The 24620-nt window shown below is 61.1% G+C and carries 29 protein-coding genes; 22 read left to right on the top strand and 7 right to left on the bottom strand.

Features of this window, described 5'->3' with window-relative positions; translation table 11 throughout:
* Positions 1-48: 48 nt before the first annotated feature.
* Together potE and HX807_RS12435 are read right to left on the bottom strand one after the other, a co-directional pair.
* A complete protein-coding gene (potE, locus tag HX807_RS12440) occupies positions 49-1365 on the bottom strand; it encodes a putrescine-ornithine antiporter (protein WP_177050127.1) in 1317 nt (438 codons plus the stop codon).
* A 67-nt stretch (positions 1366-1432) separates the two neighbouring features.
* The gene (locus HX807_RS12435; protein WP_087694212.1) at positions 1433-1864 is read right to left on the bottom strand and encodes a hypothetical protein; all 432 of its coding nucleotides are present in this window, start codon (positions 1862-1864) and stop codon (positions 1433-1435) included.
* 148 nt (positions 1865-2012) lie between these two features.
* On the opposite strand from HX807_RS12435, the gene HX807_RS12430 reads away from it, so the two are divergent.
* Positions 2013-2405: a RidA family protein gene (locus HX807_RS12430; protein WP_008436909.1), complete on the top strand. Its 393-nt coding sequence runs from the start codon at positions 2013-2015 to the stop codon at positions 2403-2405.
* On the opposite strand, the gene HX807_RS12425 is transcribed toward HX807_RS12430, so the two are convergent.
* Positions 2406-3302, bottom strand: coding sequence for a LysR family transcriptional regulator (locus HX807_RS12425; RefSeq protein WP_177050125.1), 897 nt, complete (start codon positions 3300-3302; stop codon positions 2406-2408).
* 157 nt (positions 3303-3459) lie between these two features.
* Here HX807_RS12425 and HX807_RS12420 point away from each other — a divergent pair, with 157 nt between their 5' ends.
* Positions 3460-4461, top strand: coding sequence for an ABC transporter substrate-binding protein (locus HX807_RS12420; RefSeq protein WP_177050122.1), 1002 nt, complete (start codon positions 3460-3462; stop codon positions 4459-4461).
* 137 nt (positions 4462-4598) lie between these two features.
* Here the strand turns inward: HX807_RS12420 and HX807_RS12415 are convergent, their stop codons facing one another.
* The gene (locus HX807_RS12415; protein WP_134326868.1) at positions 4599-5498 is read right to left on the bottom strand and encodes a LysR substrate-binding domain-containing protein; all 900 of its coding nucleotides are present in this window, start codon (positions 5496-5498) and stop codon (positions 4599-4601) included.
* A 172-nt stretch (positions 5499-5670) separates the two neighbouring features.
* On the opposite strand from HX807_RS12415, the gene HX807_RS12410 reads away from it, so the two are divergent.
* The 7 genes from HX807_RS12410 to HX807_RS12380 all read left to right on the top strand — a co-directional run bounded on the left by HX807_RS12410 (position 5671) and on the right by HX807_RS12380 (position 12228).
* On the top strand, positions 5671-6618 hold the full coding sequence (locus tag HX807_RS12410; RefSeq protein ID WP_003207963.1) for a branched-chain amino acid ABC transporter permease: 948 nt from the start codon (positions 5671-5673) through the stop codon (positions 6616-6618).
* Positions 6615-7700, top strand: a complete 1086-nt coding sequence (locus HX807_RS12405; protein WP_177050120.1) for an ABC transporter ATP-binding protein — start codon at positions 6615-6617, stop codon at positions 7698-7700. The genes HX807_RS12410 and HX807_RS12405 overlap by 4 nt, the downstream gene beginning before the upstream one ends.
* Positions 7697-8470, top strand: a complete 774-nt coding sequence (locus tag HX807_RS12400; protein ID WP_177050118.1) for an ABC transporter ATP-binding protein — start codon at positions 7697-7699, stop codon at positions 8468-8470. Before HX807_RS12405 ends, HX807_RS12400 begins: the two co-directional genes overlap by 4 nt.
* Entirely contained in the window at positions 8463-9179 is a 717-nt protein-coding gene (locus HX807_RS12395; RefSeq protein ID WP_008436935.1) for an ABC transporter ATP-binding protein, read from the top strand. The genes HX807_RS12400 and HX807_RS12395 overlap by 8 nt, the downstream gene beginning before the upstream one ends.
* Before the next feature lie 71 nt (positions 9180-9250).
* Entirely contained in the window at positions 9251-10390 is a 1140-nt protein-coding gene (locus HX807_RS12390) for a branched-chain amino acid ABC transporter substrate-binding protein (protein WP_177050116.1), read from the top strand.
* Positions 10391-10504: 114 nt separating this feature from the next.
* Positions 10505-10996, top strand: a complete 492-nt coding sequence (locus HX807_RS12385; RefSeq protein ID WP_010173377.1) for an L-2-amino-thiazoline-4-carboxylic acid hydrolase — start codon at positions 10505-10507, stop codon at positions 10994-10996.
* A complete protein-coding gene (locus HX807_RS12380; RefSeq protein ID WP_177050114.1) occupies positions 10993-12228 on the top strand; it encodes a Zn-dependent hydrolase in 1236 nt (411 codons plus the stop codon). Before HX807_RS12385 ends, HX807_RS12380 begins: the two co-directional genes overlap by 4 nt.
* A 151-nt stretch (positions 12229-12379) precedes the next feature.
* Here HX807_RS12380 and HX807_RS12375 read toward each other — a convergent pair whose 3' ends face one another.
* Complete coding sequence (locus HX807_RS12375; protein WP_087694199.1) at positions 12380-13168, bottom strand: helix-turn-helix transcriptional regulator; 789 nt, start codon at positions 13166-13168, stop codon at positions 12380-12382.
* 85 nt (positions 13169-13253) lie between these two features.
* Here HX807_RS12375 and HX807_RS12370 point away from each other — a divergent pair, with 85 nt between their 5' ends.
* The 8 genes from HX807_RS12370 (at position 13254) to HX807_RS12335 (ending at position 20132) form a co-directional block, all read left to right on the top strand.
* A complete protein-coding gene (locus tag HX807_RS12370; protein ID WP_087694198.1) occupies positions 13254-14252 on the top strand; it encodes a bile acid:sodium symporter family protein in 999 nt (332 codons plus the stop codon).
* 88 nt (positions 14253-14340) lie between these two features.
* A complete protein-coding gene (locus HX807_RS12365; protein ID WP_177050112.1) occupies positions 14341-15531 on the top strand; it encodes a sugar transporter in 1191 nt (396 codons plus the stop codon).
* A gap of 11 nt (positions 15532-15542) precedes the next feature.
* A complete protein-coding gene (locus HX807_RS12360) occupies positions 15543-15911 on the top strand; it encodes a lysozyme inhibitor LprI family protein (protein WP_102605896.1) in 369 nt (122 codons plus the stop codon).
* 192 nt (positions 15912-16103) lie between these two features.
* Positions 16104-16307, top strand: a complete 204-nt coding sequence (locus HX807_RS12355) for a toxin-antitoxin system YwqK family antitoxin (protein WP_371132908.1) — start codon at positions 16104-16106, stop codon at positions 16305-16307.
* Entirely contained in the window at positions 16304-16732 is a 429-nt protein-coding gene (locus tag HX807_RS12350) for a tetratricopeptide repeat protein (protein WP_177050110.1), read from the top strand. The genes HX807_RS12355 and HX807_RS12350 overlap by 4 nt, the downstream gene beginning before the upstream one ends.
* A gap of 18 nt (positions 16733-16750) precedes the next feature.
* Positions 16751-17221, top strand: coding sequence for a hypothetical protein (locus tag HX807_RS12345; RefSeq protein ID WP_087694195.1), 471 nt, complete (start codon positions 16751-16753; stop codon positions 17219-17221).
* 435 nt (positions 17222-17656) lie between these two features.
* Positions 17657-19210, top strand: coding sequence for a TerC family protein (locus tag HX807_RS12340; RefSeq protein WP_177008264.1), 1554 nt, complete (start codon positions 17657-17659; stop codon positions 19208-19210).
* Positions 19211-19289: 79 nt separating this feature from the next.
* Positions 19290-20132 (top strand): PhzF family phenazine biosynthesis protein, encoded by an 843-nt coding sequence (locus HX807_RS12335; protein ID WP_003207988.1) that lies wholly within the window; start codon positions 19290-19292, stop codon positions 20130-20132.
* Here the strand turns inward: HX807_RS12335 and HX807_RS12330 are convergent.
* Positions 20068-20445: a co-chaperone YbbN gene (locus HX807_RS12330; RefSeq protein ID WP_102369342.1), complete on the bottom strand. Its 378-nt coding sequence runs from the start codon at positions 20443-20445 to the stop codon at positions 20068-20070. The two genes, HX807_RS12335 and HX807_RS12330, sit on opposite strands and share 65 nt — an antisense overlap.
* A gap of 147 nt (positions 20446-20592) precedes the next feature.
* Positions 20593-20829, bottom strand: coding sequence for a hypothetical protein (locus HX807_RS12325; protein ID WP_003207990.1), 237 nt, complete (start codon positions 20827-20829; stop codon positions 20593-20595).
* Positions 20830-21165: 336 nt separating this feature from the next.
* On the opposite strand from HX807_RS12325, the gene HX807_RS12320 reads away from it, so the two are divergent.
* Genes HX807_RS12320 through HX807_RS12300 form a run of 5 tightly spaced genes read left to right on the top strand, consistent with a single transcriptional unit; the run spans position 21166 to position 24596 of the window.
* Positions 21166-22014 carry a transporter substrate-binding domain-containing protein gene (locus HX807_RS12320; protein WP_177050108.1) on the top strand — a complete coding sequence of 283 codons (849 nt, stop codon included), beginning with the start codon at positions 21166-21168 and terminating at the stop codon, positions 22012-22014.
* A 52-nt stretch (positions 22015-22066) separates the two neighbouring features.
* Positions 22067-22729: an amino acid ABC transporter permease gene (locus HX807_RS12315; RefSeq protein ID WP_003207993.1), complete on the top strand. Its 663-nt coding sequence runs from the start codon at positions 22067-22069 to the stop codon at positions 22727-22729.
* Between the two features lie 9 nt (positions 22730-22738).
* Positions 22739-23401, top strand: coding sequence for an amino acid ABC transporter permease (locus tag HX807_RS12310; protein ID WP_003207996.1), 663 nt, complete (start codon positions 22739-22741; stop codon positions 23399-23401).
* On the top strand, positions 23398-24183 hold the full coding sequence (locus HX807_RS12305; RefSeq protein ID WP_003207998.1) for an amino acid ABC transporter ATP-binding protein: 786 nt from the start codon (positions 23398-23400) through the stop codon (positions 24181-24183). The genes HX807_RS12310 and HX807_RS12305 overlap by 4 nt, the downstream gene beginning before the upstream one ends.
* Before the next feature lie 23 nt (positions 24184-24206).
* Positions 24207-24596 carry a RidA family protein gene (locus tag HX807_RS12300; RefSeq protein ID WP_003208000.1) on the top strand — a complete coding sequence of 130 codons (390 nt, stop codon included), beginning with the start codon at positions 24207-24209 and terminating at the stop codon, positions 24594-24596.
* The last annotated feature ends 24 nt before the right edge of the window (positions 24597-24620 follow it).

Raw genomic sequence — 24620 nt, 5'->3', positions numbered from 1 at the left:
CGCTGTAAGAGCGGAACCAATCTCAGCCATCACCAAAATAACGGATATTCACCCACCACCGGCCGTAATAAACCGCCGCGCCAAAAACCCATACAACAGATACCCAAACGCCAATACCAGCGTCGCACCAAACACCGCCTCCTCACCACACGCGTAAATCGCATACAGCGAATACCCCACGGCAATCAGCAACACCGTGGTATTGCGCGCATACACCACCGCCGCCACCCGCGCCTTGTGCATCATCACCAGCAGCCCAGTCAGCGCAGTGACGTAAGGAATCAAATTAGTCACCACCGCCAGGTTCACCAACTTGCCGAACTGCGCACTGGCCGTGGGCGAGATGGTCGACAAGGCAATCAGGCTCTGCAACGCCGCGCAGGCAATCAGCCCCAACACGGGCGCGTGGGAGCGGCTGACCCGGCTGAAGAAGCGCGGAAACAGGCGCTGGTCCGCCGACATCTTGGCCGTTTGCGCCAGGGTGAATTGCCAGCCCAATAGCGAGCCGATGCACGCCACTACCGCCAGGGCCATGATGATATCGCCCACCAGCGGCGTAAAGATCTGCGCATACACCAGGGCAAACGGCGCGGAAGACTCGGCCAGTTCGGCGTTAGGCACGATGCCCTGGATCACGCTGGTGGACAGCACATACACCAGCGCCGCGCCGAGGGTGCCCAGCAGGCAGGCCAGCGGCACGGTGCGCTTGGGGTCTTCCACCGCGTCATAGCCCTGGGCCGCGGACTCCATGCCGAGGAAGGCCCAGAGGGTCAGCGGGATACTCGCGCCAATCGCATCCCACAGTTGCAGTTGGTTGGGGTTCCAGGCATCGCTGAACACCTCCGTCTTGAAATAGAACCAGCCGATCACGCTCAAGCCCGCCACGGGAATGATCACGCCCCACACCGTGATCACGCCGATCCGCCCGGTCAGGCGCGGCCCGCCGAAGTTGGCCACGGTGGTCAGCCAGATCAGCCCGAGGGTGCCGATGAACAAGGGGATGGGGCCGCTGCCCAGCCACGGGATGAAGGACGACAGGTAGCCCACCGCCGAAATCGCAATCGCCACATTGGCGATGATCAGCGACAGGAAATACAGGAACGAACAGAGGAAGAACCCGGACTTGCCGTGGGCCTCTTCGGTGTAGGCCGACATGCCGCCGGTGCGGGTGCAGAAGAGGCCGCACTGGGCAAAACAGTACGCGATCGCCATCGAGCCCACGGCGGTGATCAGCCACGACAGCAGCGAAATCGCACCCAATTGCGCCATGCTGGCGGGCAGCATGATGATGCCCGAGCCCATCATGTTGATCGCCACCAGGGTGGTCAGGCCCATCAGGCTCATCTTTTTGCTTGGCTCGGCCATCGGCGACTCCTTGCGCTGAGAGGACAGCCTTGTCAGTGAAGCAGCTTGTTGCCTGTTTGCGCGATTATCAGCCTGCTGCCTGCGGCTGCATCCGCAACTCACCTTCCACATCCTTGACCAACCCACTGGCCAGGAACAGCGGCGCCACGCGCTTGTGCAGCTGCGGCTCGACAAATTCCTTCACCGTGTCCAGCGCCAGCGCGCCGCTCAACGGCAGCTCGGCCTTGGTGTAAGACAACCAGGCTTTCTTCAGTATCAACAGCACGTCGCTGCCGGCGGTGGAGGCGAAGCGACGGTGGTTTTTTTTGCCGTCGAAATCGAAGGTGTGCTGAAACTCGTAGCCGGCCTCGCTGCCCTCGCTGGCGACGCAGCGGATGCAGGTGCAGGGGCCATCGCCGAAAGCGCTGCGCAGGTAGTTGTTGAAGTCCACCACGGGCTTGAGTGACAGGCGCTTATCCACCTCGAACAGGTCCCCGGTCATTTTTTCGTCAGTGTTCAAGGTCCATTTCCTCGCAGCGGTTTTTTCAAGGGCGGCACGATACCAGCCGAAGGGCGTGGGCGGGTAGTTTTTGGTCGCCTCAGTGGGGACGTCCATTCGCCAATGCCCTTGTTACAGTTTCCTTAAATCATCGCCCAAGGAAACCGACATGAGCAGCAAATCCACGATCTACAACCACGGCGTTTCATGGGAAGAGGGCAACAGCGTCAGCCAGGGCTACCGCGTCAATGGCACGATCTATATTGCCGGGCAGTTTTCTCACACCCTGGAAGGTGAGTTCGTTGACGGTGATGCCGCCGCCCAGACCCGCCAGACACTGGAGAACCTCGACCATGTGCTGGCCGGCTTCGGCGTTGGCCGCTCGAACATTGCCGCGGTGGATTTCTTCCTGGTGCATGCCAAGCGCGATTTTGAAGCGGTGGTCAATGTGTGGAAAGAATACATCGGTGAGCATCGCCCGGCCGCGACCCTGGTCGGCGTGAATTACCTGGCGTCCGATGCACAGATCGTCGAGATCAAGGTGATTGCCCACGCCGACTGATCAGTCCGCCAGCTCATCCACCATCAGGTCGATAAAGCGCCGTACCCGAGGCTCCAGGAAGCGTTTGCTCGGGTACATCGCCAGGATCTCCACGTCCCCGGCGTCCAGGTCGGGCAGCACCTGTACCAGGCGCCCGGCAGCCAGGTCCTCGGCCACCACGAAGTCCGGCAGCAAGGCGATGCCCAGCCCGGACACGGCAGCGTCGCGCAGTGCTTCGCCGCTGTCCAGGCGCAGGCGGCTGCGCCCGTACGCCTTGACCCAGGTGCCATCCGATTCGCGAAAGCGCCAGCTTTGCTTGCGCGTGCGGCTGCTGAAATACAGGCAGTCGTGGTGGGCGAGGGCGTCCATGTCCCGGGGCATGCCGTGCTCGGCGAGATAGTCCGGTGCGGCGCACAGCAGCGCCTGATAACGGGCGACCACCCGGGAAACCAGTTGGCGGTCGGTGTTGGCGCTGCCGATGCGGATGGCCAGGTCGAAGCCGTCCTCGACGATATCGGCGGTGCGGTCGCTGAAGCTGACTTCCACCTGCACCTCGGGCCAGGCGTGCAGGTATTTCTTCAACAACGGCAGCAACACCTTGCGCCCGAACGCATCGGGCAGCGTAAGCCGCAATAAACCGCGCGGTACCCCGGTGGGCTGGCCGATGCGGCTTTGGGCGTTGTCCACTGCGGCGAGGATCTCCAGACCCTGGTCATACAGCGCGCGGCCTTCGTCGGTGAGGCTCAAGGTGCGGGTGGTGCGGTTCAACAGGCGCACACCAAGGCTGTCCTCCAGGCGCGCCACGGCTTTGCCGGCGGCCGAGCGCGTCAGGCCCATCGCCTGGCCACCGGCGACGAAGCTGGCGCCATCGACCACCGCCATGAAGATCAGCATCTCGTTGAGGTTGGTGCGCAGCATGCAGAGTGGCTCCGGGGATGACATCAGGCACAGGCGCGCAATATAGCAGCGCCGGCGGGCAGTGTTTTTCGTATATCCATAGATCGCGATATTCTTTTTCGCACTGTACGTGGGCCGCTACGCTCGCAACCCTTCTCAACCTCGCGGCAGCGTTCTCATGATAATAAAACGACCCACCCTGACGCTCCTGGCAGCAGCCAGTGCGCTCCTCAGCCTTGGTGCACACGCCGAAGGCAAGATCAGCATCGCCCAGCAATTCGGCATCGGCTACTTGATCCTCGATGTGGTTCGTGACCAGAACCTGATCGAGAAACACGGCAAGGAGCTGGGCCTGGACATCAAGGTGGAGTGGAACAGTATCTCCGGCGCCACCGCGATGAACGAGTCGCTGCTGGCCGGCGCGCTGGACGTGGTGTCGGCAGGTGTGCCGCCCATGCTCACGCTGTGGGACCGCACCAAGGGCAAGCAGAACGTCAAGGCCATCGCCTCGCTGGGCTCGATGCCCAACTACCTGCTGACCAATAACCCGGATGTGAAGACCCTCAAGGACTTCAGCGAAAAAGACCGCATCGCCGTACCGGCCGCCGGTGTGGGTTTCCAGTCGCGCACCTTGCAGATTGAAACCGCCAAGCAGTTCGGGAACGACAACTACAAGAAGTTCGACGATATCTCCATCAGCCTGGCGCATCCGGACGCCACTGCGGCGCTGATTGCTGGCGGTTCGGAGATCAACGCGCACTTTTCCAGCCCGCCGTTCCAGTACCAGGAGTTGTTGAATCCCAAGGTGCACAAGGTGCTGAGTTCCTACGACATTCTCGGCGGCCCGGCGACGTTCAATGTGCTGTACACCACCGAGAAATTCCACGACGAGAACCCCAAGACCTACAAGGCGTTCTATGACGCGTTGGCCGAGGCCGAGAAAATCATCAAGGCCGACAAGCCGGCAGCGGCCCAGGCTTACATTCGTGTAGAGCAGTCGAAGCTACCGCTGGCGCTGGTGGAGAAGATTGTCCAGGACCCGGAAATCGACTTCACCATCGTGCCGCAGCGTACCTATATCTATGCCGAGAAATTGCAGGAGTTGGGGGTGTTGAAGAACAAGGCGGGGAGCTGGAAGGATTACTTCTTTGAAGAGGCGCACGGCGGGAACGGCAGCTGACTCCATTCTGAATTGAAACGCACACAAAAATGTGGGAGCGGGCTTGCTCGCGAATGCGGTGGGTCAGTCGATACATGTGCTGGCTGAACCACCGCATTCGCGAGCAAGCCCGCTCCCACATTGGATCTGCGGTGTTTTCAATTCCCCGCAAGGTTGTTCTTGATCCAGTCGTACAAGTGATTCCCCTCGCTCGACAACTCGCTGTTGGCCCGCCGGCACAGGTAGTACTGGCGGCCATCATCGACCTGTAGATCAAACAGCTTCACCAACTCCCCATTTGCCACATGCGGCGCCACCAGTGGCGCGCGCAGCAGTGAGCAGCCCAATCCGGTCAGCGTGGCCGTCAGCGCCAACTGACCATCCTCCAGCAGCAAACCATTCAACGCGGTCCCGTGATGCACGTCGGCGGCCTGGAACCATTGGCTCCAGGTGCCGCGCTCTTCGTCGTGCAACAGCGGTAATTCACTCAGCGCCTCAGGTGTGTCGATCGGCCCGTGTTGCTCCAGGAATGCGCGGCTGCAATACGGCGTCACCGCCCCGGAAATCAGCGGCTCGCTGTGGTACCCCGGCCAGTGCCCGGTGCCGAAGCGGATCGATAAATCGGCAGCGTCGCTGGGGTAGCTGCGGTGGTTGGCGTAGGTGACGTTGATGTCCAGCGCCGGGTGGTCCTTGAGGAACTGTGCCAGGCGCGGGATGAACAGGTTGATGCCGAACAGCGGGATCAGGCTGATGGTGACCTGGCGTGTGGCGCTTTTTTCCCGCACGTGTTCGGTGGCGCTGCGCAGTACGGCGAAGGCCGAGCGAATTGCGCGGTAGTACTCGCGGCCTTCTTCGGTGAGCACCAGGTTGCGGCCCTGGCGCAAGGTCAGCGCTTGCTGCAGAAAGCTTTCCAGCAGGTGCAGTTGATGGCTGACGGCGGAGGGCGACACGTCCAGCTCGCGGGCAGCGGAATTCACTCCGCCATGGCGGGCAAACGCTTCGAAGGTGCGCACGGCACGCAACGGCGGGTCATTGGCTAACTGTTCTAAATTATTCATGTATTGAATTAAATACTAAGTGAGATGGCAAATAAAGAGCCATAAATGCCGTATTTATGGCGGTTATAGCGCTTTATGCGTTTGGCATAACCATATGAATTTCTGATATTTGATAAAAACAGAATAGATGCTTAGTGTGCCGCCCTCGTCAGTAGTGAGGTCGATGGTTTCCATGGATGCGTTTATCCAGCAACTGCTCAATGGTTTGATGACGGGCAGTCTCTACGCGCTAGTGGCCTTGGGTTACACCATGGTCTACGGCATTTTGCGGATCATCAACTTTGCCCACGGCGATGTGTTGATGATTGGCGCTTTGGTGGGCCTCTCGGTGATTCGCCTGTTGCAGGTGACATGGCCGGCGATGCCGCCGGTGCTGGTGCTGCTGGCAGCCACTGTGATTGCCATGGCGTTCTGCGCGGTACTCGCGGTGCTGATTGAGCGGGTCGCTTACCGGCGCCTGCGCAATGCGCCGCGCCTGGCGCCATTGATCAGCGGCATCGGGGTGTCGTTGTTGCTGCAAACCATCGCCATGTTGGTGTGGACGCGTAACCCGCAGATGTTCCCGCAACTGCTGCCGCTGGAACCGATTGAAGTGCTCGCGGGCGCTTCGGCGCATCCGGCGATCACCAACGCTACCGCCCTGACCACCATTGCCGTCGCACTGTCGGTGATGGTCGCGCTGCTGGTGCTGGTGGAGCGCACACGCTTTGGTCGGGCCATGCGCGCCGTGGCCGAGAACCCGCAGGTGGCGAGCCTGATGGGCATCAACCCGAATCGCATCATCGTGCTGACCTTTGCCATTGGCGGCGCCCTGGCGGCATTGGCCGGAATCATGATGGCGAGCAACTACGGCAGCGCGCACTTCTACATGGGTTTCCTGCCGGGCATCAAGGCGTTCACCGCAGCCGTATTGGGCGGCATCGGCAACCTCAAGGGCGCGATGCTTGGCGGCCTGCTGCTGGGGTTGATCGAGGCCCTGGGTACCGGCTACCTGGGCGCTGCCACCCAGGGTGTGTTCGGCAGCAATTACCAGGATGTGTTTGCCTTTATCGTGTTGATCGCGGTGCTGGTGTTTCGTCCTTCGGGGCTGTTGGGCGAACGACTGGCGACCCGCGCATGAGTGTCCTGAATACCTCCCGCCAGCGCGCCAGCTTCGGCCTTGTGTTGTTCGCCGTGGCGCTGGTGCTGGCGCCTTGGATTGTCGGGCATGCCGGTGGCAATACCTGGGTGCGCACCCTCGATTTCGCGTTGCTGTACATCATGCTGGCCCTGGGCCTGAACATCGTCGTGGGTTACGCCGGGCTGCTGGACATGGGTTTTATCGCGTTCTACGCAGTGGGCGCGTACCTCGCCGCGTTGCTGTCCTCGCCGCATCTGTTGCAGCAATTCCCGGCGCTGATGGCGCTGCTGCCGGCGGGCATGCACACCTCGATCTGGTTAATCCTGCCCTTGGCCGCGTTGCTGGCAGCGGGCTTTGGCGTGTTGTTGGGCGCACCGACCTTGCGCCTGCGCGGCGATTACCTGGCCATCGTGACCCTGGGCTTTGGTGAAATCATCCGCATATTGCTGCGCAACCTGGATCGCCCGGTGAACATCACCAACGGGCCCAAAGGTATTTCCCAGGTCGACCCGGTCAACCTGCTGGGGATCAACCTCGGGCGCACCCAGGAGCTGTTCGGCCTGCGCCTGCCTTCGGTCTATCTGTACTACTACCTGTTCGCCGCGCTGGTGGTGCTGATCCTGTTTGCCTGCATTCGCCTGGAGCGTTCGCGCATCGGGCGGGCCTGGGTGGCGATTCGTGAAGATGAGGAAGCGGCCCAGGCCATGGGCGTCAACACCCTGCGCTTGAAGCTGTTGGCGTTCGCCATCGGTGCCGGGTTTGGCGGCGTGAGCGGGGCGTTGTTTGCCTCGTTCCAGGGCTTTGTCTCGCCGGAGTCCTTCACTCTCAATGAGTCCATCGCGGTGCTGGCGATGGTGGTGCTCGGCGGCATGGGCCATATCCCCGGGGTGATTCTCGGCTGCGTATTGGTGGCGGCGTTGCCCGAAGCCTTGCGCGCGAGCATGGGCCCGTTGCAGCAGGCGCTGTTCGGCCAGGTGCTGGTGGACCCGGAAATCATTCGTCAGTTGTTCTACGGGCTCGCGCTGATCCTGGCGATGCTCTATCGACCGGCAGGCCTGTGGCCAAAAGGAGTGGCGCGATGAATCAGCCGCTGTTGCAGATTAACCAGGTGAACAAGCGCTTCGGCGGCGTGGCGGCGCTCACCGACGTGAGCCTGAGCATCCAGCCTGGGGAGATCTATGGCTTGATCGGCCCCAATGGCGCCGGTAAAACCACCTTCTTCAACGTGATGACCGGCCTGTATACCCCGGATTCCGGGCGCTTCCAGCTCGACGGCGAGGACTACAAGCCGGGCAGCGTGCACCAGGTGGCCCAGGCCGGCATCGCCCGGACCTTCCAGAATATCCGCCTGTTCAACACCATGAGCGCGTTGGAAAACGTCATGGTCGGCCGCCATGTGCGCACCCGCAATGGCGTGTGGGCCGCCTTGAGTCGCCATCGTCGAGCCCGGGAAGAAGAAGCGCAAACCCGCGCCCATGCCCATCGCCTGTTGGCGTATGTCGGGCTGGCGGGGTTCGCCAATTACCGCGCCGACAGCCTGTCCTACGGCCACCAACGCCGCCTGGAAATCGCCCGGGCCCTGGCCACTGAACCACGTTTGCTGGCCCTCGACGAGCCGGCCGCCGGGATGAACGCTGCCGAGAAAGTGCAACTGCGCGGCCTGCTGGAAAAGATCCGCGACGACGGCCACACGCTGCTGCTGATCGAGCATGACGTGAAGCTGGTGATGGGGGTGTGCGACCGCATCAGCGTGCTCGATTACGGCCAGGTGATCGCCGTGGGCGCGCCCGCCGAAGTGCGCCGCGACCCGGCCGTGATCCAGGCCTATCTGGGAGCCAGCGCCCATGTCTGAACCTTTATTGAAAGTCGACGGCTTGCAGGTGCGCTACGGCGCCATCGAAGCGGTCAAGTCCCTGGATTTACACATCGGCGAAGGCGAGCGAGTGACCTTGATCGGCGCCAACGGTGCCGGCAAGACCTCCAGCCTCAAGGCCCTGACTGGATTGCTGCCGGCAGCGGCGGGGCAGATTCACTTCGCCGGGCGTTCGATCCTCGGCCAGGCGCCGGACCAATTGCTGCGCCAGGGCATTGCGATGGTACCGGAAGGGCGCGGGATCTTTGCGCGCATGAGCGTCCTGGAAAACCTCCAGGCCGGAGCCTTCCTGCGTCGTGACACCGAGCAGGTGAACCGCGAGATCCGCCAGTTGTTCGAGCACTTCCCGCGTCTGGAGGAGCGCCTGCAGCAGTCCGCCGGCCTGCTCTCCGGTGGCGAGCAACAGATGCTCGCGCTGGCCCGGGCGCTGCTCTCCAAGCCGCGCTTGCTGGTGCTGGACGAACCGTCCATGGGCCTGGCGCCGATCATGGTGGAGAAGATCTTCCAGGTGATCGACGACGTGTGCCGCCAGGGCATGACCCTGCTGCTGGTAGAGCAGAACGCCCGGCTCGCGCTGCAGGTCACCGACCGTGCCTATGTGATGGACACCGGGCGCATCAGCCTCACTGGCCCGTCCCATGAATTGCTCGACCACCCCGAGGTGCGCAGTGCCTACCTCGGTGAATGAATCAAATCAACCCTGACGCTACCGGACGCCCGGCGTGTTCCGACCAGCCCGTAAAGAAACAGGAACCACTGATGAAGACTTTCAAGCACACCCTAGTGATCGGCCTGGCCTTGAGCAGCCTGGCGAGTGCCATGGCCCAGGCCGACCAGACCGTATTGATCGGCCTGGCCGGGCCGTTGACCGGCCCGTCGGCGCGGATCGGCAAGGACCTGGAAAACGGCGCGCAACTGGCCATCGACGCGGCCAACGCCAAGCACCCGAAAATCAACGGTGAGGCGGTGACCTTCAAGCTGCTGTCCGAGGACGACCAGTCCGACCCGCGCACCGCCGTCACCGTGGCCCAGCGCCTGGTGGACGAAGGCGTAGTGGGCGTGGTGGGCCACTGGAACACCGGCACCAGCATTCCGGCGGCGCGGGTTTATCACGATGCAGGTATCGCGCAAGTCGCCCCGGTTGCTACCGGGCACGCGTATACCCAGCAGGGCTTCGACACCAGCTTCCGGATCATGGGCCATGACGACGATGGCGGCCAGGTGGCCGGCGACTATGCTTTGAACACCCTCAATGCCCGGCGCATTGCGGTGATCGACGACCGTACCGCATTCGGCCAGGGCCTGGCGGACCAGTTCGTCAAATCCATCGAGGCCGGTGGCGCCAAGGTGGTATCCCGTGAATACGTCGACGACAAGACCATCGATTTCAGCGCGGTGCTGACCAATATCCGCAGCCAGAACCCGGACCTGATTTTCTTTGGTGGCGTCGATTCCCAGGCCGCGCCTTTGGCCAGGCGTATCAAGCAACTGGGCATCAAGGCACCGCTGATGGGGGCCGGTGGGTTTGTCAGCCAGACCTTCCTGCAACTGGCGCAGAACGAAGGCGAGGGCGTGATTGCCCTGGAGCCGGGCCTGGCGGTGGCGCAGATGCCGGGTGGCAAGGCGTTCGAGCAGGCTTACAAGGATCGCTACAAGGCGCCGATCGAACTGCACGCGCCGTTTGCCTATGACGGTGTCGGGGTGTTGGTGGCGGCGATCGAGAAGGCCGACTCGGTGGACCCGCAAAAGTACCTGCCGGTGCTGCGCGCCATCAGCTACCAGGGCGTGACCGGGACCATTGCGTTTGATGCCGAGGGCAACCTGAAGAAGCCGTCGTTCACCGTGTATGAGGTCAAAAGTAATCAGTGGCAGCCAGTCAGTGTGGCGGGCGGCAAGTAACAACCCACCCCTGTAGGAGCGAGCTTGCTCGCGAAAAATGTACAGTCAACGCAGCGATGCGCCTGGAATATCTTCGCGAGCAAGCTCGCTCCTACAGGTTTACGGAGGCACACAATGAGCAAGCTGGAAGGTGAACTGGGCATCCTGGCCCGGCGGCGGATCGAAGCCGAAATCATCAAGCCGATCTACGAGATCCTGGTGCGCGAGCAGGGCAAGGACTTTGCGGCGGCGGTGATCGGCGAGGCGGTGGGCAATGCAGCGATCCAGGCCGGCAAGCACTTTGCCGAGCTGGAAGAGCAGGGCGCCGACCTCAAGAGCTTTGTCGAGCTGCAAGTGCTCTGGGAAAAGGACGATGCGCTGAAGGTCGAGATCATCGCCAGCGACGCCGAGCACTACGACTATGACGTGAAGCGCTGCCGCTATGCCGAGATGTATCACGAGATGGGCCTGGGCGAGATCGGTCACTTGCTGTCCTGCAACCGCGACGAACTGTTTATCGTCGGCTACAACCCGGACATCAAGCTGACCCGCACCCAGACCATCATGGGCGGTGCCCATCACTGTGACTTCCGCTACCGGGCCAAACCCCAGGAGCCGCGTTCATGAACGACTTGGCGCGGGTCAATGGCGAGCGCCTGTGGGGCTCGCTGATGGAAATGGCGCAGATCGGCGGCACCGAAAAGGGCGGGGTCTCGCGCCTGGCCCTCACGGATGAGGACCGCCGCGGTCGCGACCTGTTTGTGCAATGGTGCGAGGCGGCCGGTTGCAGCATTCGGGTGGATGCCATGGGCAATATCTTTGCCCGTCGCGCCGGGCGCCAGGATCACCTGGCCCCGGTGCTGACCGGTTCCCATGGCGATTCCCAGCCGGCGGGCGGCAAGTACGACGGTATCTACGGCGTGCTGGCCGGGCTGGAGGTGCTGCGCACCTTGAATGACCTGGGGATTGAAACCGAGCGGCCAATCGAAGTGGTGAACTGGACCAACGAAGAAGGCTCGCGGTTTGCGCCGGCGATGATTTCCTCGGGGGTGTATGCCGGGGTGTTTGACCTGGAGTACGGCCTGTCCCGGGAAGACAAGGCCGGGATCACCATCGGCCAGGCATTGCAGCAGATTGGCTATGCCGGTGTGCATCCGGTGGGTGGCCAGGCGGTGCATGCGGCGTTTGAGCTGCATATCGAACAGGGGCCGATTCTTGAGGCACAGGGCCTGACCATCGGTGTGGTCACCGGCGCCCAGGGCCAGCGCTGGTATGAAGTGGAACTGAGCGGGCGCAGCGCCCATGCCGGGACGACGCCGATGGATCACCGGCTGGATGCGTTGCTCGGGTTTGCCCGTGTGGTGGAGGCGGTGAACCAGATCGGCCTGGAACAGGGCGCCGAAGGGCGGGCGACGGTGGGCATGGCGAACATCTTCCCCAATTCACGCAACGTGGTGCCGGGCCGGGTGTTTTTCAGTGTGGAGTTTCGGCATCCGGATGAAGCGGTGCTGGGGTATCAGGATCGGCAGTTGCAGGCGGCGGTGGCGCGGATCGCCGAGGGGATTGGTTTGCAGCACAGCGTGAAGCAGATTTTCCAGTACGCGCCGATTGCCTTCGACCCTGAGTGTGTGGAGGTGGTGCGGGCTTCGGCGCAAGCGTTGGGGTATAGCCATCGCGCCATGATTTCCGGGGCCGGGCATGATGCCTGCTACCTGAACCGGGTGGCGCCGACGGCGATGATTTTTGTGCCGTGTGTGGAGGGGCTGAGCCATAACGAGGCGGAGGAGATTCATCCGCAGTGGTCGACGGCGGGGGCGGATGTGTTGTTGCAGGCGGTGTTGGCCAAGGCGCAACGCTAACGGGATCAACGCGGGACAAAATGTGGGAGCGGGCTTGCTCGCGAATGCGGTGGGTCAGTCAATACATGTGCTGGCTGAACCACCGCATTCGCGAGCAAGCCCGCTCCCACGGGGGCCCTGTTCTCTTTTTGAGGTCTTTGTTGTCTGATGATCAGAGGAAGAACTCACCGGGTGTGGCGTCGAACTGCTGGCGGAAGGCGTTGATGAAGGCCGAGGTGGATTCGTAGCCGCAGGCCAATGCTACATCGGTCACGCGTTCGCCTTGTTCCAGGGCGGGCAGGGCGCTCAACAATCGCAGGCGCTGGCGCCACGCACGGAAGGTCAGGCCGGTGTCGCTCAGGAACAGCCGGCTGAGGGTTTTCTCGCTGACCGCCAGTTTCTGGCTCCACTGCCCCAGGGTGGTTTGCTGCTCCGGGTGCAGGTTCAGGCTGCGGTAAATCTGCCGCAAGCGGCTGTCGGCGGGCAGCGGCAACATCAGGTCGACCTGGGGCGCGGCGGCCAGTTGGTCCAGCACCACTTGGGCCAGCCGTCCATCCGGGCCATCCTCGGCGTATTCCACCGGCAATTCGCTGAAGCTGCGAATCAACTCGCGCAACAGGCTGCTCACCGCCAGCACCTGGCAGCGGTCGGCCGCCCAGGCGGTGACGCTGCAATCGAGGTACAGGCTGCGCATCTCGGTATGGGGCGAACTGAACACCCGGTGTGGCATGCCGGCCGGTATCCACACGGCCCGCTGGGGTGGCGCGACGAAGCGTCCTACGCTGGTCTGGATCTCCAGCACCCCGGATATTGCGTAGGACAACTGCACCCACGGGTGACTATGGCGGCGGGTCAGCGCGCGGTTGGGCAGGGATTCGGTGCGGCCATACACCGGCCTGGGCAGGCTGGAAAGCCCGGGCACGCTGCGGCGCACGGTTTTGTCATGTCCTTTTGGCGGCATTTACTGGCTCATTGGCGTTAGTCGGTAATAAGCCGTTACGTTAGAGTCGCGACGATGCTCTTGGCAACCCCTGGAAGATTGGCCTATGACCCGCCCACGCTTTTTACCTGACAACTTCACCCTGACCCTGGTGGCCACGGTGATCCTCGCGTCCCTGCTGCCCGCCAGCGGCCAGACCGCCGTGGCCTTTGGCTGGGTGACCAACCTGGCCATCGCGCTGCTGTTTTTCCTGCACGGCGCGAAACTGTCGCGCCAGGCCATTGTTGCCGGTGCGGGTCATTGGCGCCTGCACCTGCTGGTGTTCAGCCTGACCTTCGTGCTGTTTCCGTTGCTGGGCCTGGCGCTCAAGCCGGTGTTGTCGCCGCTGATCGGTAAAGACCTGTACATGGGCATGCTCTATTTGTGTGCGTTGCCCGCCACCGTGCAGTCGGCGATTGCCTTTACCTCGCTGGCCCGGGGTAATATCCCGGCGGCGATTTGCAGCGCGGCGGCGTCGAGCCTGTTCGGGATCTTCCTGACGCCATTGCTGGTGACGTTGCTGCTGAATGTGCATGGCGATGGCGGCTCCACCGTCGATGCGATCCTGAAAATCAGTGTTCAATTGTTGCTACCGTTCATCGCCGGGCAGATCGCCCGTCGCTGGATCGGCGAGTGGGTAGGGCGTAACAAATCCTGGCTGAAGTTCGTCGACCAGGGTTCGATTTTGCTGGTGGTCTACGGCGCCTTCAGCGAAGCGGTCAACGAAGGCATCTGGCACCAGATTCCGTTGTGGGAACTGGGTGGCCTGGTGGTGGCGTGCTGTGTGTTGCTGGCGCTGGTACTGGTGGCGTCCACGGTGCTGGGCAAGGCTTTTGGCTTCAGCCAGGAAGACCGGATCACCATTCTGTTCTGCGGCTCGAAGAAAAGCCTGGCCACCGGTGTGCCGATGGCCCAGGTGTTGTTTGCCGGGGCGAGCATGGGGGTGCTGATCTTGCCGCTGATGCTGTTTCACCAGATCCAGTTGATGGTCTGCGCGGCGCTGGCCCAGCGCTATGCCAAGCGTCCTGAGTCGATTCCCGAGCTGATGGGGCAAGTCGATCCCTGAATCGTCGTGTTACTATTTTTTGCGCGCGGCTCAAGGCCCGGCATCGGGCCGGCTTGATCTGCGCGCAAACGAGTACGACGACCTGTCAATGAGCATTTCCGCCGCAACACCTCAAGCTAACTGGCAACCGGTCTTCGCTCTCGCGTTGGCCGCTTTCGTTTTCAATACCACCGAATTTGTACCGGTCGGCCTGCTGAGTGCCATCGGCGCGAGCTTCGACATGCCCATCGCCAGCGTCGGCCTGATGCTGACCATCTATGCCTGGATCGTGTCCCTGACCTCGCTGCCGGTGATGCTGCTGACCCGTAACGTCGAGCGGCGCAAGCTGCTGATCGTGCTGTTCGGCATGTTTATCGCCAGCCATATCCTGTCCAGCGTGGCCACCAGCTTTGGCATCCTGATGCTCAGCCGGGTCGGCATTGCGCTGTCCCATGCGTTGTTCTGGTCGATTACTGCCTCCCTCGCGGTGCGTTTGGCGCCGGAGGGCAAGCAGGTGCAGGCCCTTGGGTTGCTGGCTACCGGTACTTCCCTGGCGATGGTTCTGGGTATTCCACTGGGCCGCTTGCTGGGCGAAGCCATGGGCTGGCGCACCACCTTCCTGGTGATCGGCGCGTTTGCCGCCGGGCTGGTGTTCTGGCTGGCGCGCACCTTGCCGCTGCTGCCGAGCCAGAACTCCGGTTCGCTGCGCAGCTTGCCGCTGTTGTTCAAGCGCCCGGCGCTGGTGGCGCTGTACGTGCTGACGGCGATGGTGGTGACGGCGCAGTTCACGGCCTACAGCTATGTTGAGCCGTTTGTTGAAGGTGTTGCCGGTATGAGTGGCAATACGGTGACCCTGATCCTGCTGGTGTTTGGCGGCGCGGGGATTATTGGTTCGTTGTTGTTCAGCCTGGTGCATCGCTTTAGCCCCCATCGTTTCCTGATCAGCGCGGTGGCCATACTGGCGCTGTGCCTGGCGTTGTTGCTGCCGTTGAGTGGCGAGGTGTCGTACCTGGTGACCCTGAGTGTGTTCTGGGGCATGGCCATCATGGGTTTTGGCCTGGCGTTGCAATCGAAGGTGCTGGTGCTGGCGCCGGATGCCACGGATGTGGCGATGGCGATGTTTTCCGGGATCTACAACATCGGTATTGGCGGTGGGGCGTTGATGGGCAGTTGGGTGGGCAGCCACTTTGGTTTTGCCTGGATCGGCGCGGCGGGCGGGTTGCTGGCAGCGGTGGCGTTGATTGGGTATTGCCTGGCGATTTATCGGTTTGGGCAGGGTGTGGCGCGTAGCCCTCTGTAGGAGGTATTTTCATGGCAGTTCGTTTGATTAAACCGGCGGTATTCGCAGTGCTCGCCGGGTTTTCCGTGTTGTGGCTCAGCCCTGTGAGCCTGGCGGCCAGTTTTGACTGTGACCGGGCGAAGGCGCCTGACGAGAAAACCATCTGTGCCACGCGCTCCCTCAATGATCAGGACGTGACCATGGCGCTGCTCTATGACCTCAACCGGCACTTCATGGCCATGGGAGGGCGCGGTTCGTTGATGGATGATCAGGCTGTGTGGCTCAAGCAACGGCATACCTGCGGCGCCCAAGTCAGTTGCCTGAGCAAAGCCTATACGCAGCGGATTGCGATGTTGCGTAGCTTCATTGATGAGCGGGTGATGACGAAAGGGCCGTTCTGAATAACGGGCATAAACGTACAACGCCGGCTAAAGTCAGTTTTCTCAACAGAGTCTGAAAGCACATCAACACACCGCAGCAGGTTTGCCATGGACGAAAAACCAGACGCGTTACACATAGCGGAAATTCCCTACGAGACCGGTGAGGTTCGATTCAGGTATTCGCGTTACCTGTCCGAGGACGGCACGCAATGGATTCGACATGGGCTTTTTCGCGCCTACCACCCAAACGGCAACCTGGCTTCCGAGGGGAATTACGTGGATGGCGCCGAACACGGCGACTGGCGGGACTACCACGACAATGGACAGGTGGCGGCGCAGGGCGTTTATGAGCGTGGCCAGGAAGTTGGGCTGTGGTCGTTCTGGGATGCAGATGGATCTCTGGAGGAGTCCTCATGACCACTGAGCTTGCAGCGTCGCTGCACGAAGAGATCCAGTCGTTATGCAGTGCAGGTGATCAATTGGCCGATGACGGCCGTTATGAAGAGGCCATCGAGCAATACAACAAGGCCTGGATCTTGATCCCCGAGCCGAAAAATGATTGGGAAGCCTCCACCTGGGTATTGGCTGCCATCGCTGATGCATGCTTTTTATCCGGATTCAACGGCTCAGCCCGGGATGCCTTGGACTATGCGATGACCTGTCCGGGCGGTCTCGGAAATCCGTTTTTACATCTGCGCCTGGGGCAGGTTTTGCTGGATCAGGGCCACGATGATCAGGCCGCCGATGAATTGATGCGGGCATACATGGGCGCAGGGGCCGAGATCTTTGACAACGAGGATGGGCGCTATCTGCGCTTTCTTGGCACGCGGGCAATTCTCTAGACGCGAGGGCGGGTGTTGATGTCCACGTTAGCAATGATCCGGCAGCAATGTTTGCTTTTGAATGGCGCGCGCGCCGTTGAGCCTGGGTTTCTTGATGAGGTGCAGAGCCACCTTGGCCTGGAGCTTGCGGATGATTTTCGTGAGGCTGCCGAGTTCTTCGATGGCTCTGGAATCTACGTTTTGCCCTTGCACGCAATAGGGTGGGCGCCTGCGCCGAATGTCCTGGACGAAACCAGAAGTCTTCGAGAGCGTGCCGGGCTTGCGCGGCAGTTTTTGGTATTAGCCCAGCCGCCGGCCAGTTTGATCGTGATGGATTGCTCGGGCGGAGGCGGTCGGGTGATTTGGTGTGATGACGTGGATGTGTGCCGCCTGGGTAGGGAGGCCTTGTTGACTGCGCCGGATTCATGGCCGACGTATACCGCGTTTCTTGAATACCTGATCAGTGAAGAGCAGCAAGATCGTGTTGATCTGCCCGACGATAAAGCTTGATGCTACGAGCCTGGCTGAAGTCCGGCGAGAGGGTGACGCGGAGCGTCACGGTATGCATTCCCACGCAGAGCGTGGGAACGATCAAATGCTCAAAATTTGTTATGGGCTGTCCCAACCATAGTGAAAAATTGTTGGCTCACGACATTCTCCCTAATATCAGAATGCTTGATCCTACAGATCTTGTAATAATTTTAGATTGTAGGAAATTCCCGTTTCGCCTGTACGATTCAAGTCCCTTTCCCACAACAGGACCTGCATGAACACCCTCTCGGAGCCTCCCAGTCGTCTTTCCTCAAGACATGCACTGTCGCTGTTCCCGCTGATCGCCTGCCTCCAGGCCAGGCACCCCGTCTTCCGATTGCCTACCCTTACCCGGTCCCTCGACCGTGCGTTGCCGTGCCCGGCATTCTGAAAAACTTGAAGAGATACTGAAAAATGGAATGGTTAGCGGATCCAACGGCCTGGCTCGGCCTGTTGACTTTGATTGTGCTGGAGCTGGTGCTGGGCATCGACAACCTGGTGTTTATCGCGATCCTGGCGGACAAGCTGCCGCCGGAGCAGCGTGACCGTGCGCGTCTGATCGGTTTGTCCCTGGCGTTGCTGATGCGTCTGGGCCTGTTGGCAAGTATTTCCTGGTTGGTGACCCTGACCCAACCGCTGTTCGAGGTGTTCGACAAGAGTTTCTCGGGCCGTGACTTGATCATGCTGTTTGGTGGTGTGTTCCTGTTGTTCAAGGCCACCATGGAATTGCATGAGCGCCTTGAGGGGCATGTGGCTCAGCGCACTGGCAACGTGGCCTATGCGATGTTCTGGCCGATCGTTGCGCAGATTGTGGTGCTGGATGCGGTGTTCTCCCTCGATGCGGTGATTACCGCCGTGGGCATGGTGGATGAGCTGGCGGTGATGATGATCGCGGTGATCATTTCCATCGGCCTGATGATCGTTGCCAGCAAGCCGCTGACCCGTTTTGTCAACGCCCACCCGACGGTGATCATGCTGTGCCTGGGCTTCCTGATGATGATCGGTTTTGCCCTGACGGCCGAAGGCCTGGGCTTCCACATTCCCAAAGGCTATCTGTACGCGGCCATCGGCTTCTCGATCCTGATCGAGCTGTTCAACCAGATCGCCCGGTCGCGCCGCAAGAAGTCGGCCCAGGGCACGCTGCCGAGGCGTGAGCGCACGGCCCACGCGGTGATGCGTTTGCTCGGCGGGCGTAATCTGGCAGTGGAGGAGGTGGGTGAAGAGGTCGCCGACCTGCTGGACAACCCCGATGCCAACGGCGGGCCGCTGTTCGACCGGCGCGAGCGGGTGATGATCAGTGGCGTGCTGCAACTGGCTGAACGCCCGATCCGTACGCTGATGACGCCTCGGGCGAAGGTGGACTCTATAGATCTGTCGGACGATCCCGACACTATCCGCCTGAAACTGATGCATTCGTCTTACTCGCGCCTGCCCTTGATCCGCAACGGTAATGTCGACGAGCCATTGGGCTTTGTGCACAAGAAGGAGTTGCTCAAGGAATACCTGGCCGGTAACGAGCCGAACCTGGAGCACCTGGCGCGCCGGGCGGTCAACTTGCTGGAGAGTTTTTCGATTCTCAATGCCTTGGAGCAGATGCGTCAGGAGTCGACTCACATTGCCTTCGTGATCAACGAATTTGGCGACTTTATCGGGGTGTTGAGCATGACCGACATCCTCGAGTCCATCGCCGGTGAGTTGCCGGATGCGAGTGAGGTCGAAGGCCCGGATATCGTCGAGGAGGAGGGTGGTTTTCGCGTCAATGGCGCCTTGAACCTCAACCTGATCCGCCAGCGCACCGGCTTCAAGGCTGTGGCGACGGAGGATTACCAGACCCTGGCCGGGCTGGTGATGAGCCTGCTGGATCGACTGCCGGTGGTCGGTGACAGCCTGGAACATGAAGGCTGGCGCCTGACCGTGGCGGCGGTGGAGGAGCGGCGGGTCACGCAGGTGTTGCTGGCCCCTCTTTAACGGGTGAATTTCATTCGACGCTGGGCTGGCCTTTGGATAGCATCGCCGCTCACTGAACCGTTAAGGAAGGGTTACCCGAATGACTTTGGACGTGCTTAAGATTTCTGCATTCTGTGACGGCAACCAGGGCGGTAACCCTGCAGGTGTTTGGATCGGTGACAGCCTGCCGGAAGCTGCAGAAATGCAGCGTATCGCCCACGAAGTCGGGTTTTCGGAAACCGTATTCGCCTGCCCGCAGGATGACGGCTGGCGCGTGCGGTACTTCGCGCCGGAGTCCGAAGTCGCGTTTTGCGGGCATGCCACCATCGCCCTCGGTGCGGCCTTGAGCCTGGCGCTGGGCGATGGCGAATTCCACCTGGCGTTGAACAATGGCGATATCTCGGTCAGCGGTCGCAGCGAAGGCGACCTGATCGAGGCCGCGCTGCAATCCCCGCCAACCCGCAGCGCACCGGCCAACGATGCCCTGGTGGACGCGGGCCTGACCCTGTTCGGTTACACCCGCAATGACCTGGACCCAAGCATTCCGCCAGCGATCATCCATGCCGGCATCTCCCACCTGGTGCTGGCGCTCGACAGCCGCGCCAAACTCAGCCAGATGCACTATGAACTGGAGGCCGGTCGCCGCTACATGACCGACGCCGGTTTGGGCACCGTGGTGCTGGTGTTTGCCGAAAGCCCGACGCTGTTCCACACCCGCAACCCGTTTGCGGTGGGCGGCGTGTACGAAGACCCGGCCACGGGTGCCGCGACCGCTGCCTTTGCCGGCTACCTGCGGGACCTGGGCTGGCCGCACAACGGGCGCATCGACATCATTCAAGGCGAGGACATGGGCAGTCGTTCGCGCTTGCAGGCGCAGATCACCGATGAAAAGGGTGCCTCGATTCGGGTTTCGGGTACGGCGCGGTTGATGTTGGAGGACTGATTCTGGTCCTGGCGAACGTCTCCCTCAGCGTTTTTTCGTCGAACCCCTCCAGCTTATTGATCATCTTGCCATTCTGGAAAACCAGCAGGGTAGGCGTGCCGGTAACCTCGGGATGCCTCGGGGTTCGGGCAGTGTCGAGCACCAGGCTTTTCACGGAGCTGGCGTATTTCCCGGCGATCCGTTCAAACAGTGGCCCGGCCTCCCCGCAGGCCGGGCAGTGCTGCGAAACAAACAGCATGAACACCGTTCTATGCGTTTTGAGCAACTGCTGATACTGCTCGGCATCGGCAATCACCGCCGTTGCAATTCCCATGATGATCTCCTTGAGCGAAAGGCCTGGCCCACGCTAATCCCGGCGATCAAAACCGTCTACTGTCAAAACTAACAGGTACCCACCTCTAAGGGTCCATTGTGGCGAGGGAGCTTGCTCCCGCTGGGCTGCGCAGCAGCCCCAAAGCCTTCAGCGCTCCGCCCGCTCCCGAGCCTTCTTCGCCAACCCCACGCACTGCTTATAGTCACCCTGATCCTTGGCATCCTTCGCCCTGCGATACCCATGATGATTCTGCGTGGTGTAGTTCGTACTGAACGCCGCCTTCAGCCTGACCAGCTCGGCCTTGCATTCGCGCCGGTCATCCTTGGCGAACACCTGGGTGGCAAATGCCAGCGACAACAACATAAGGACAAGACTGATCTTCATCTGAACGCGTTCCTTGGGGGGCTCGATCATCTGCCAAGACTAGCCCAGCCACGGAATTCTTCCATCCGGCCATTGCACCGCTTTCGTGCACGGTAACGACCCGCCCCCGCACCCAAATGTGGCCTGTCACCCCGGTGTGTAGCCAACGGTAGCAATCTGATTGCAGCGGCTGGCCCAGTGCCTTATCGCTGATAAAAATCTATCCATTTGATTTAAAAAGAAATTAATCCCGCAATATTTTTCTGTCACCGCGTGTGGCACACTTTCTGCTGTCTATTCCGTTGTTACATACTAAGTTCCGGTATAGCGGAATACACAATCTCTGGAGTGCTTGTCATGCATCACCGACTTTCCGTGTTCAAAGCGTGTGTTTTTCTCTTCGCCGCATCGGCTTCCCTCGCCAGCGTAGTGCAGGCGGCGGACAGCAAGCTCGATACAGTGCTCAAGCGTGGGCACCTGATCGTGGGTACAGGCAGTACCAATGCGCCGTGGCACTTCCAGGGAGCGGATGGCAAGTTGCAGGGTTTTGACATCGACATCGGCCACATTGTGGCCAAGGGGTTGTTCAACGACCCGAGCAAAGTCGAATACGTGGTGCAGTCCTCCGACGCCCGGATTCCCAACCTGCTGACCGACAAGGTCGACATGAGCTGCCAGTTCATCACTGTCACCGCCAGCCGCGCGCAGCAAGTGGCTTTCACCCTGCCGTACTACCGCGAAGGCGTGGGCCTGCTGCTGCCGGCCAACAGCAAATACAAGGAAATCGAAGACCTGCAAGCCGCTGGCGACAGCGTCACCGTGGCCGTGCTGCAAAACGTCTACGCCGAAGAGCTGGTGCACCAGGCATTGCCCAAAGCCAAGGTCGACCAGTACGACAGCGTCGACCTGATGTACCAGGCCGTGAACTCCGGGCGTGCCGACACCGCCGCCACCGACCAGTCCTCGGTCAAGTACCTGATGGTGCAAAACCCGGGCCGCTACCGCAGCCCGAGCTACGCCTGGAGCCCGCAAACCTATGCGTGCGCCGTCAAGCGTGGCGACCAGGACTGGCTGAACTTCGTCAACACCGCCCTGCATGAAGCCATGACCGGTGTGGAATTCCCAATGTACAAGGCCTCGTTCAAGCAATGGTTCGGTGTGGACCTGCCGGAGCCTGCGATCGGTTTCCCGGTTGAGTTCAAGTAATTCGTAAACCCTGGGGCGTCGCTGACGGCGCCCCAATCAGGTACTGCCGACCATGAACTATCAGTTGAACTTTGCCGCTGTGTGGCGCGATTTCCCCAGCTTGCTGGCGGGGCTCGGCCTCGGCCTTGAACTGGCACTGCTGTCCATCGCCATCGGTTGCGTGATCGGCCTGTTGATGGCGTTTGCGATGCTGTCCAAACACCGTGCGCTGCGCATCGTGGCCTCGGTGTATGTGACGGTGATCCGCAACACCCCGATCCTGGTGCTGATCCTGTTGATCTACTTCGCCTTGCCCAGCCTGGGTATCCGGCTGGACAAGATCCCTTCGTTCATCATCACCCTGTCGTTGTACGCCGGTGCCTACCTCACCGAGGTCTTTCGCGCAGGCCTGTTGAACATTCCCAAGGGGTTGCGTGAAGCGGGCCTGGCCATTGGCCTGGGCGAGTGGCGTATCCGCGCGTACATCACCGTGCCGGTGATGCTGCGCAACGTGCTGCCGGCGCTGTCGAACAATTTCATTTCGCTGTTCAAGGACACCTCCCTGGCCGCCGCGATCGCGGTGCCGGAGCTGACCTATTACGCCCGCAAGATCAACGTCGAAAGCTACCGGGTGATTGAAACCTGGATGGTCACGACCGCGCTCTACGTGGCTGCCTGTTACCTCATTGCCATGCTGCTCCGTTACCTGGAACAGCGTTTGGCAATTCGCCGCTAAGGAGCGCCCATGTACGAATCCCCCAGCTGGCTGCATGAGTTGTGGATCGCCCGGGAAACCCTCTGGGCGGGGTTCCAGACCAGCGTCTACTGCTCGGCCCTGGCCATTATCTTCGGCACCCTGATCGGCATCGTCGCCGGCTTGGTACTGACCTACGGCAAATTCTGGATGCGCGCACCGTTTCGCCTGTACGTCGACCTGATCCGCGGTACGCCGGTGTTTGTGCTGGTATTGGCGTGCTTCTATATGTTGCCGGCGCTTGGCTGGCAGATCACTGCGTTCCAGGCCGGTGCCGTGGGCCTGACGCTGTTCTGCGGCTCTCACGTTTCGGAAATCGTGCGCGGTGCATTGCAGGCCATTCCCAAGGGGCAACTGGAAGCGGGCAAGGCCATCGGCCTGACCTTCTATCAATCCCTGGGCTACGTGCTGTTACCCCAGGCGCTGCGGCAGATCCTGCCGACCTGGGTCAACTCGTCCACCGAAATCGTCAAGGCTTCCACCTTGCTGTCGGTGATCGGTGTGGCCGAGCTGCTCCTCAGCACCCAACAGGTCATCGCCCGGACGTTCATGACCCTGGAGTTCTACCTGTTTGCAGGCTTTATGTTTTTTGTCATCAACTACGCCATCGAATTGTTGGGGCGTTACATTGAAAAGCGGGTGGCGTTGCCATGAACCAACTCTCAAAAGAAAGCCAGCCACTGCTGAACATTCGCGGCCTGCGTAAACAGTACGGCCCGGTGGAAGTGCTCAAGGGCGTCGACCTGAGCATGCAGCGCGGCAACGTCGTGACATTGATCGGCTCCAGCGGTTCGGGCAAGACCACGCTGCTGCGTTGCGTCAACCTACTGGAAGAATTCCAGGGCGGCCAGATCACCCTCGACGGCGAATCCATCGGCTACAGCGAGGTCGGCGGCAAGCGCGTGCGCCACCCGGAGCGGGTGATCTCCCAGCACCGCGCAATGACCGGCATGGCCTTCCAGCAGTTCAACCTGTTCCCGCACCTGACCGCCTTGCAGAACGTCACCCTGGGCCTGCTCAAGGTCAAGAAGATGGGCAAGGACGAAGCGGTTGCACTGGCGGAAAAATGGCTGGACCGTGTCGGCCTGCTGGAGCGCCGCAATCACTTCCCGGGCCAACTGTCGGGCGGCCAGCAACAGCGCGTGGCGATTGCCCGGGCGATTGCGATGAACCCGAGCCTGATGCTGTTCGACGAAGTCACCTCGGCCCTGGACCCGGAACTGGTGGGCGAAGTGCTCAGCGTAATCAAGGGTTTGGCGGAAGAGGGCATGACCATGTTGCTGGTCACCCACGAAATGCGCTTTGCCTATGAAGTCTCGGACAAGATCGTCTTCATGAACCAGGGCCGCATTGAAGAACAAGGGCCGCCGAAAGACATTTTCGAACGCCCGCAATCGCCGCGACTCGCGGAATTTCTCAAGAACATTCGTTTTTAAATCATCACTTCAGGAGATCCATTATGAGCATTACTCGTTACGGCACCGGCGCCACTGCAGGCGGCGGCCAGCCTCGTCCTTTCGCCCGCGCGGTGGAAGCGGATGGCTGGTTGTACGTGTCGGGCCAGGTGCCGGCGGTGGACGGTGAAATCATCACGGGCGGGATCGTCGAGCAGACCCACCAGACCATGCGCAACGTGGTGGCGATTCTCGAAGAAGCCGGCTACGCCCTTGAAGACGTGGTGCGCGTCGGTGTATGGCTGGAAGACCCACGGGACTTCTGGAGCTTCAACAAAGTCTTCGGCGAATACTTCAACCCGGAACATGCTCCGGCGCGGGCGTGTGTGCAGGCGAACATGATGGTCGATTGCAAGGTTGAGATCGATTGCGTGGCCTACAAGAAAAAAGGCTAAATGCCCGTCTCTTGAGACCACAGG

Origin of the sequence: Pseudomonas sp. D8002 (genome assembly GCF_013385695.1) — a bacterium.
GTDB lineage: Bacteria > Pseudomonadota > Gammaproteobacteria > Pseudomonadales > Pseudomonadaceae > Aquipseudomonas.
This window is presented reverse-complemented; position numbering and strand designations above follow the sequence as displayed.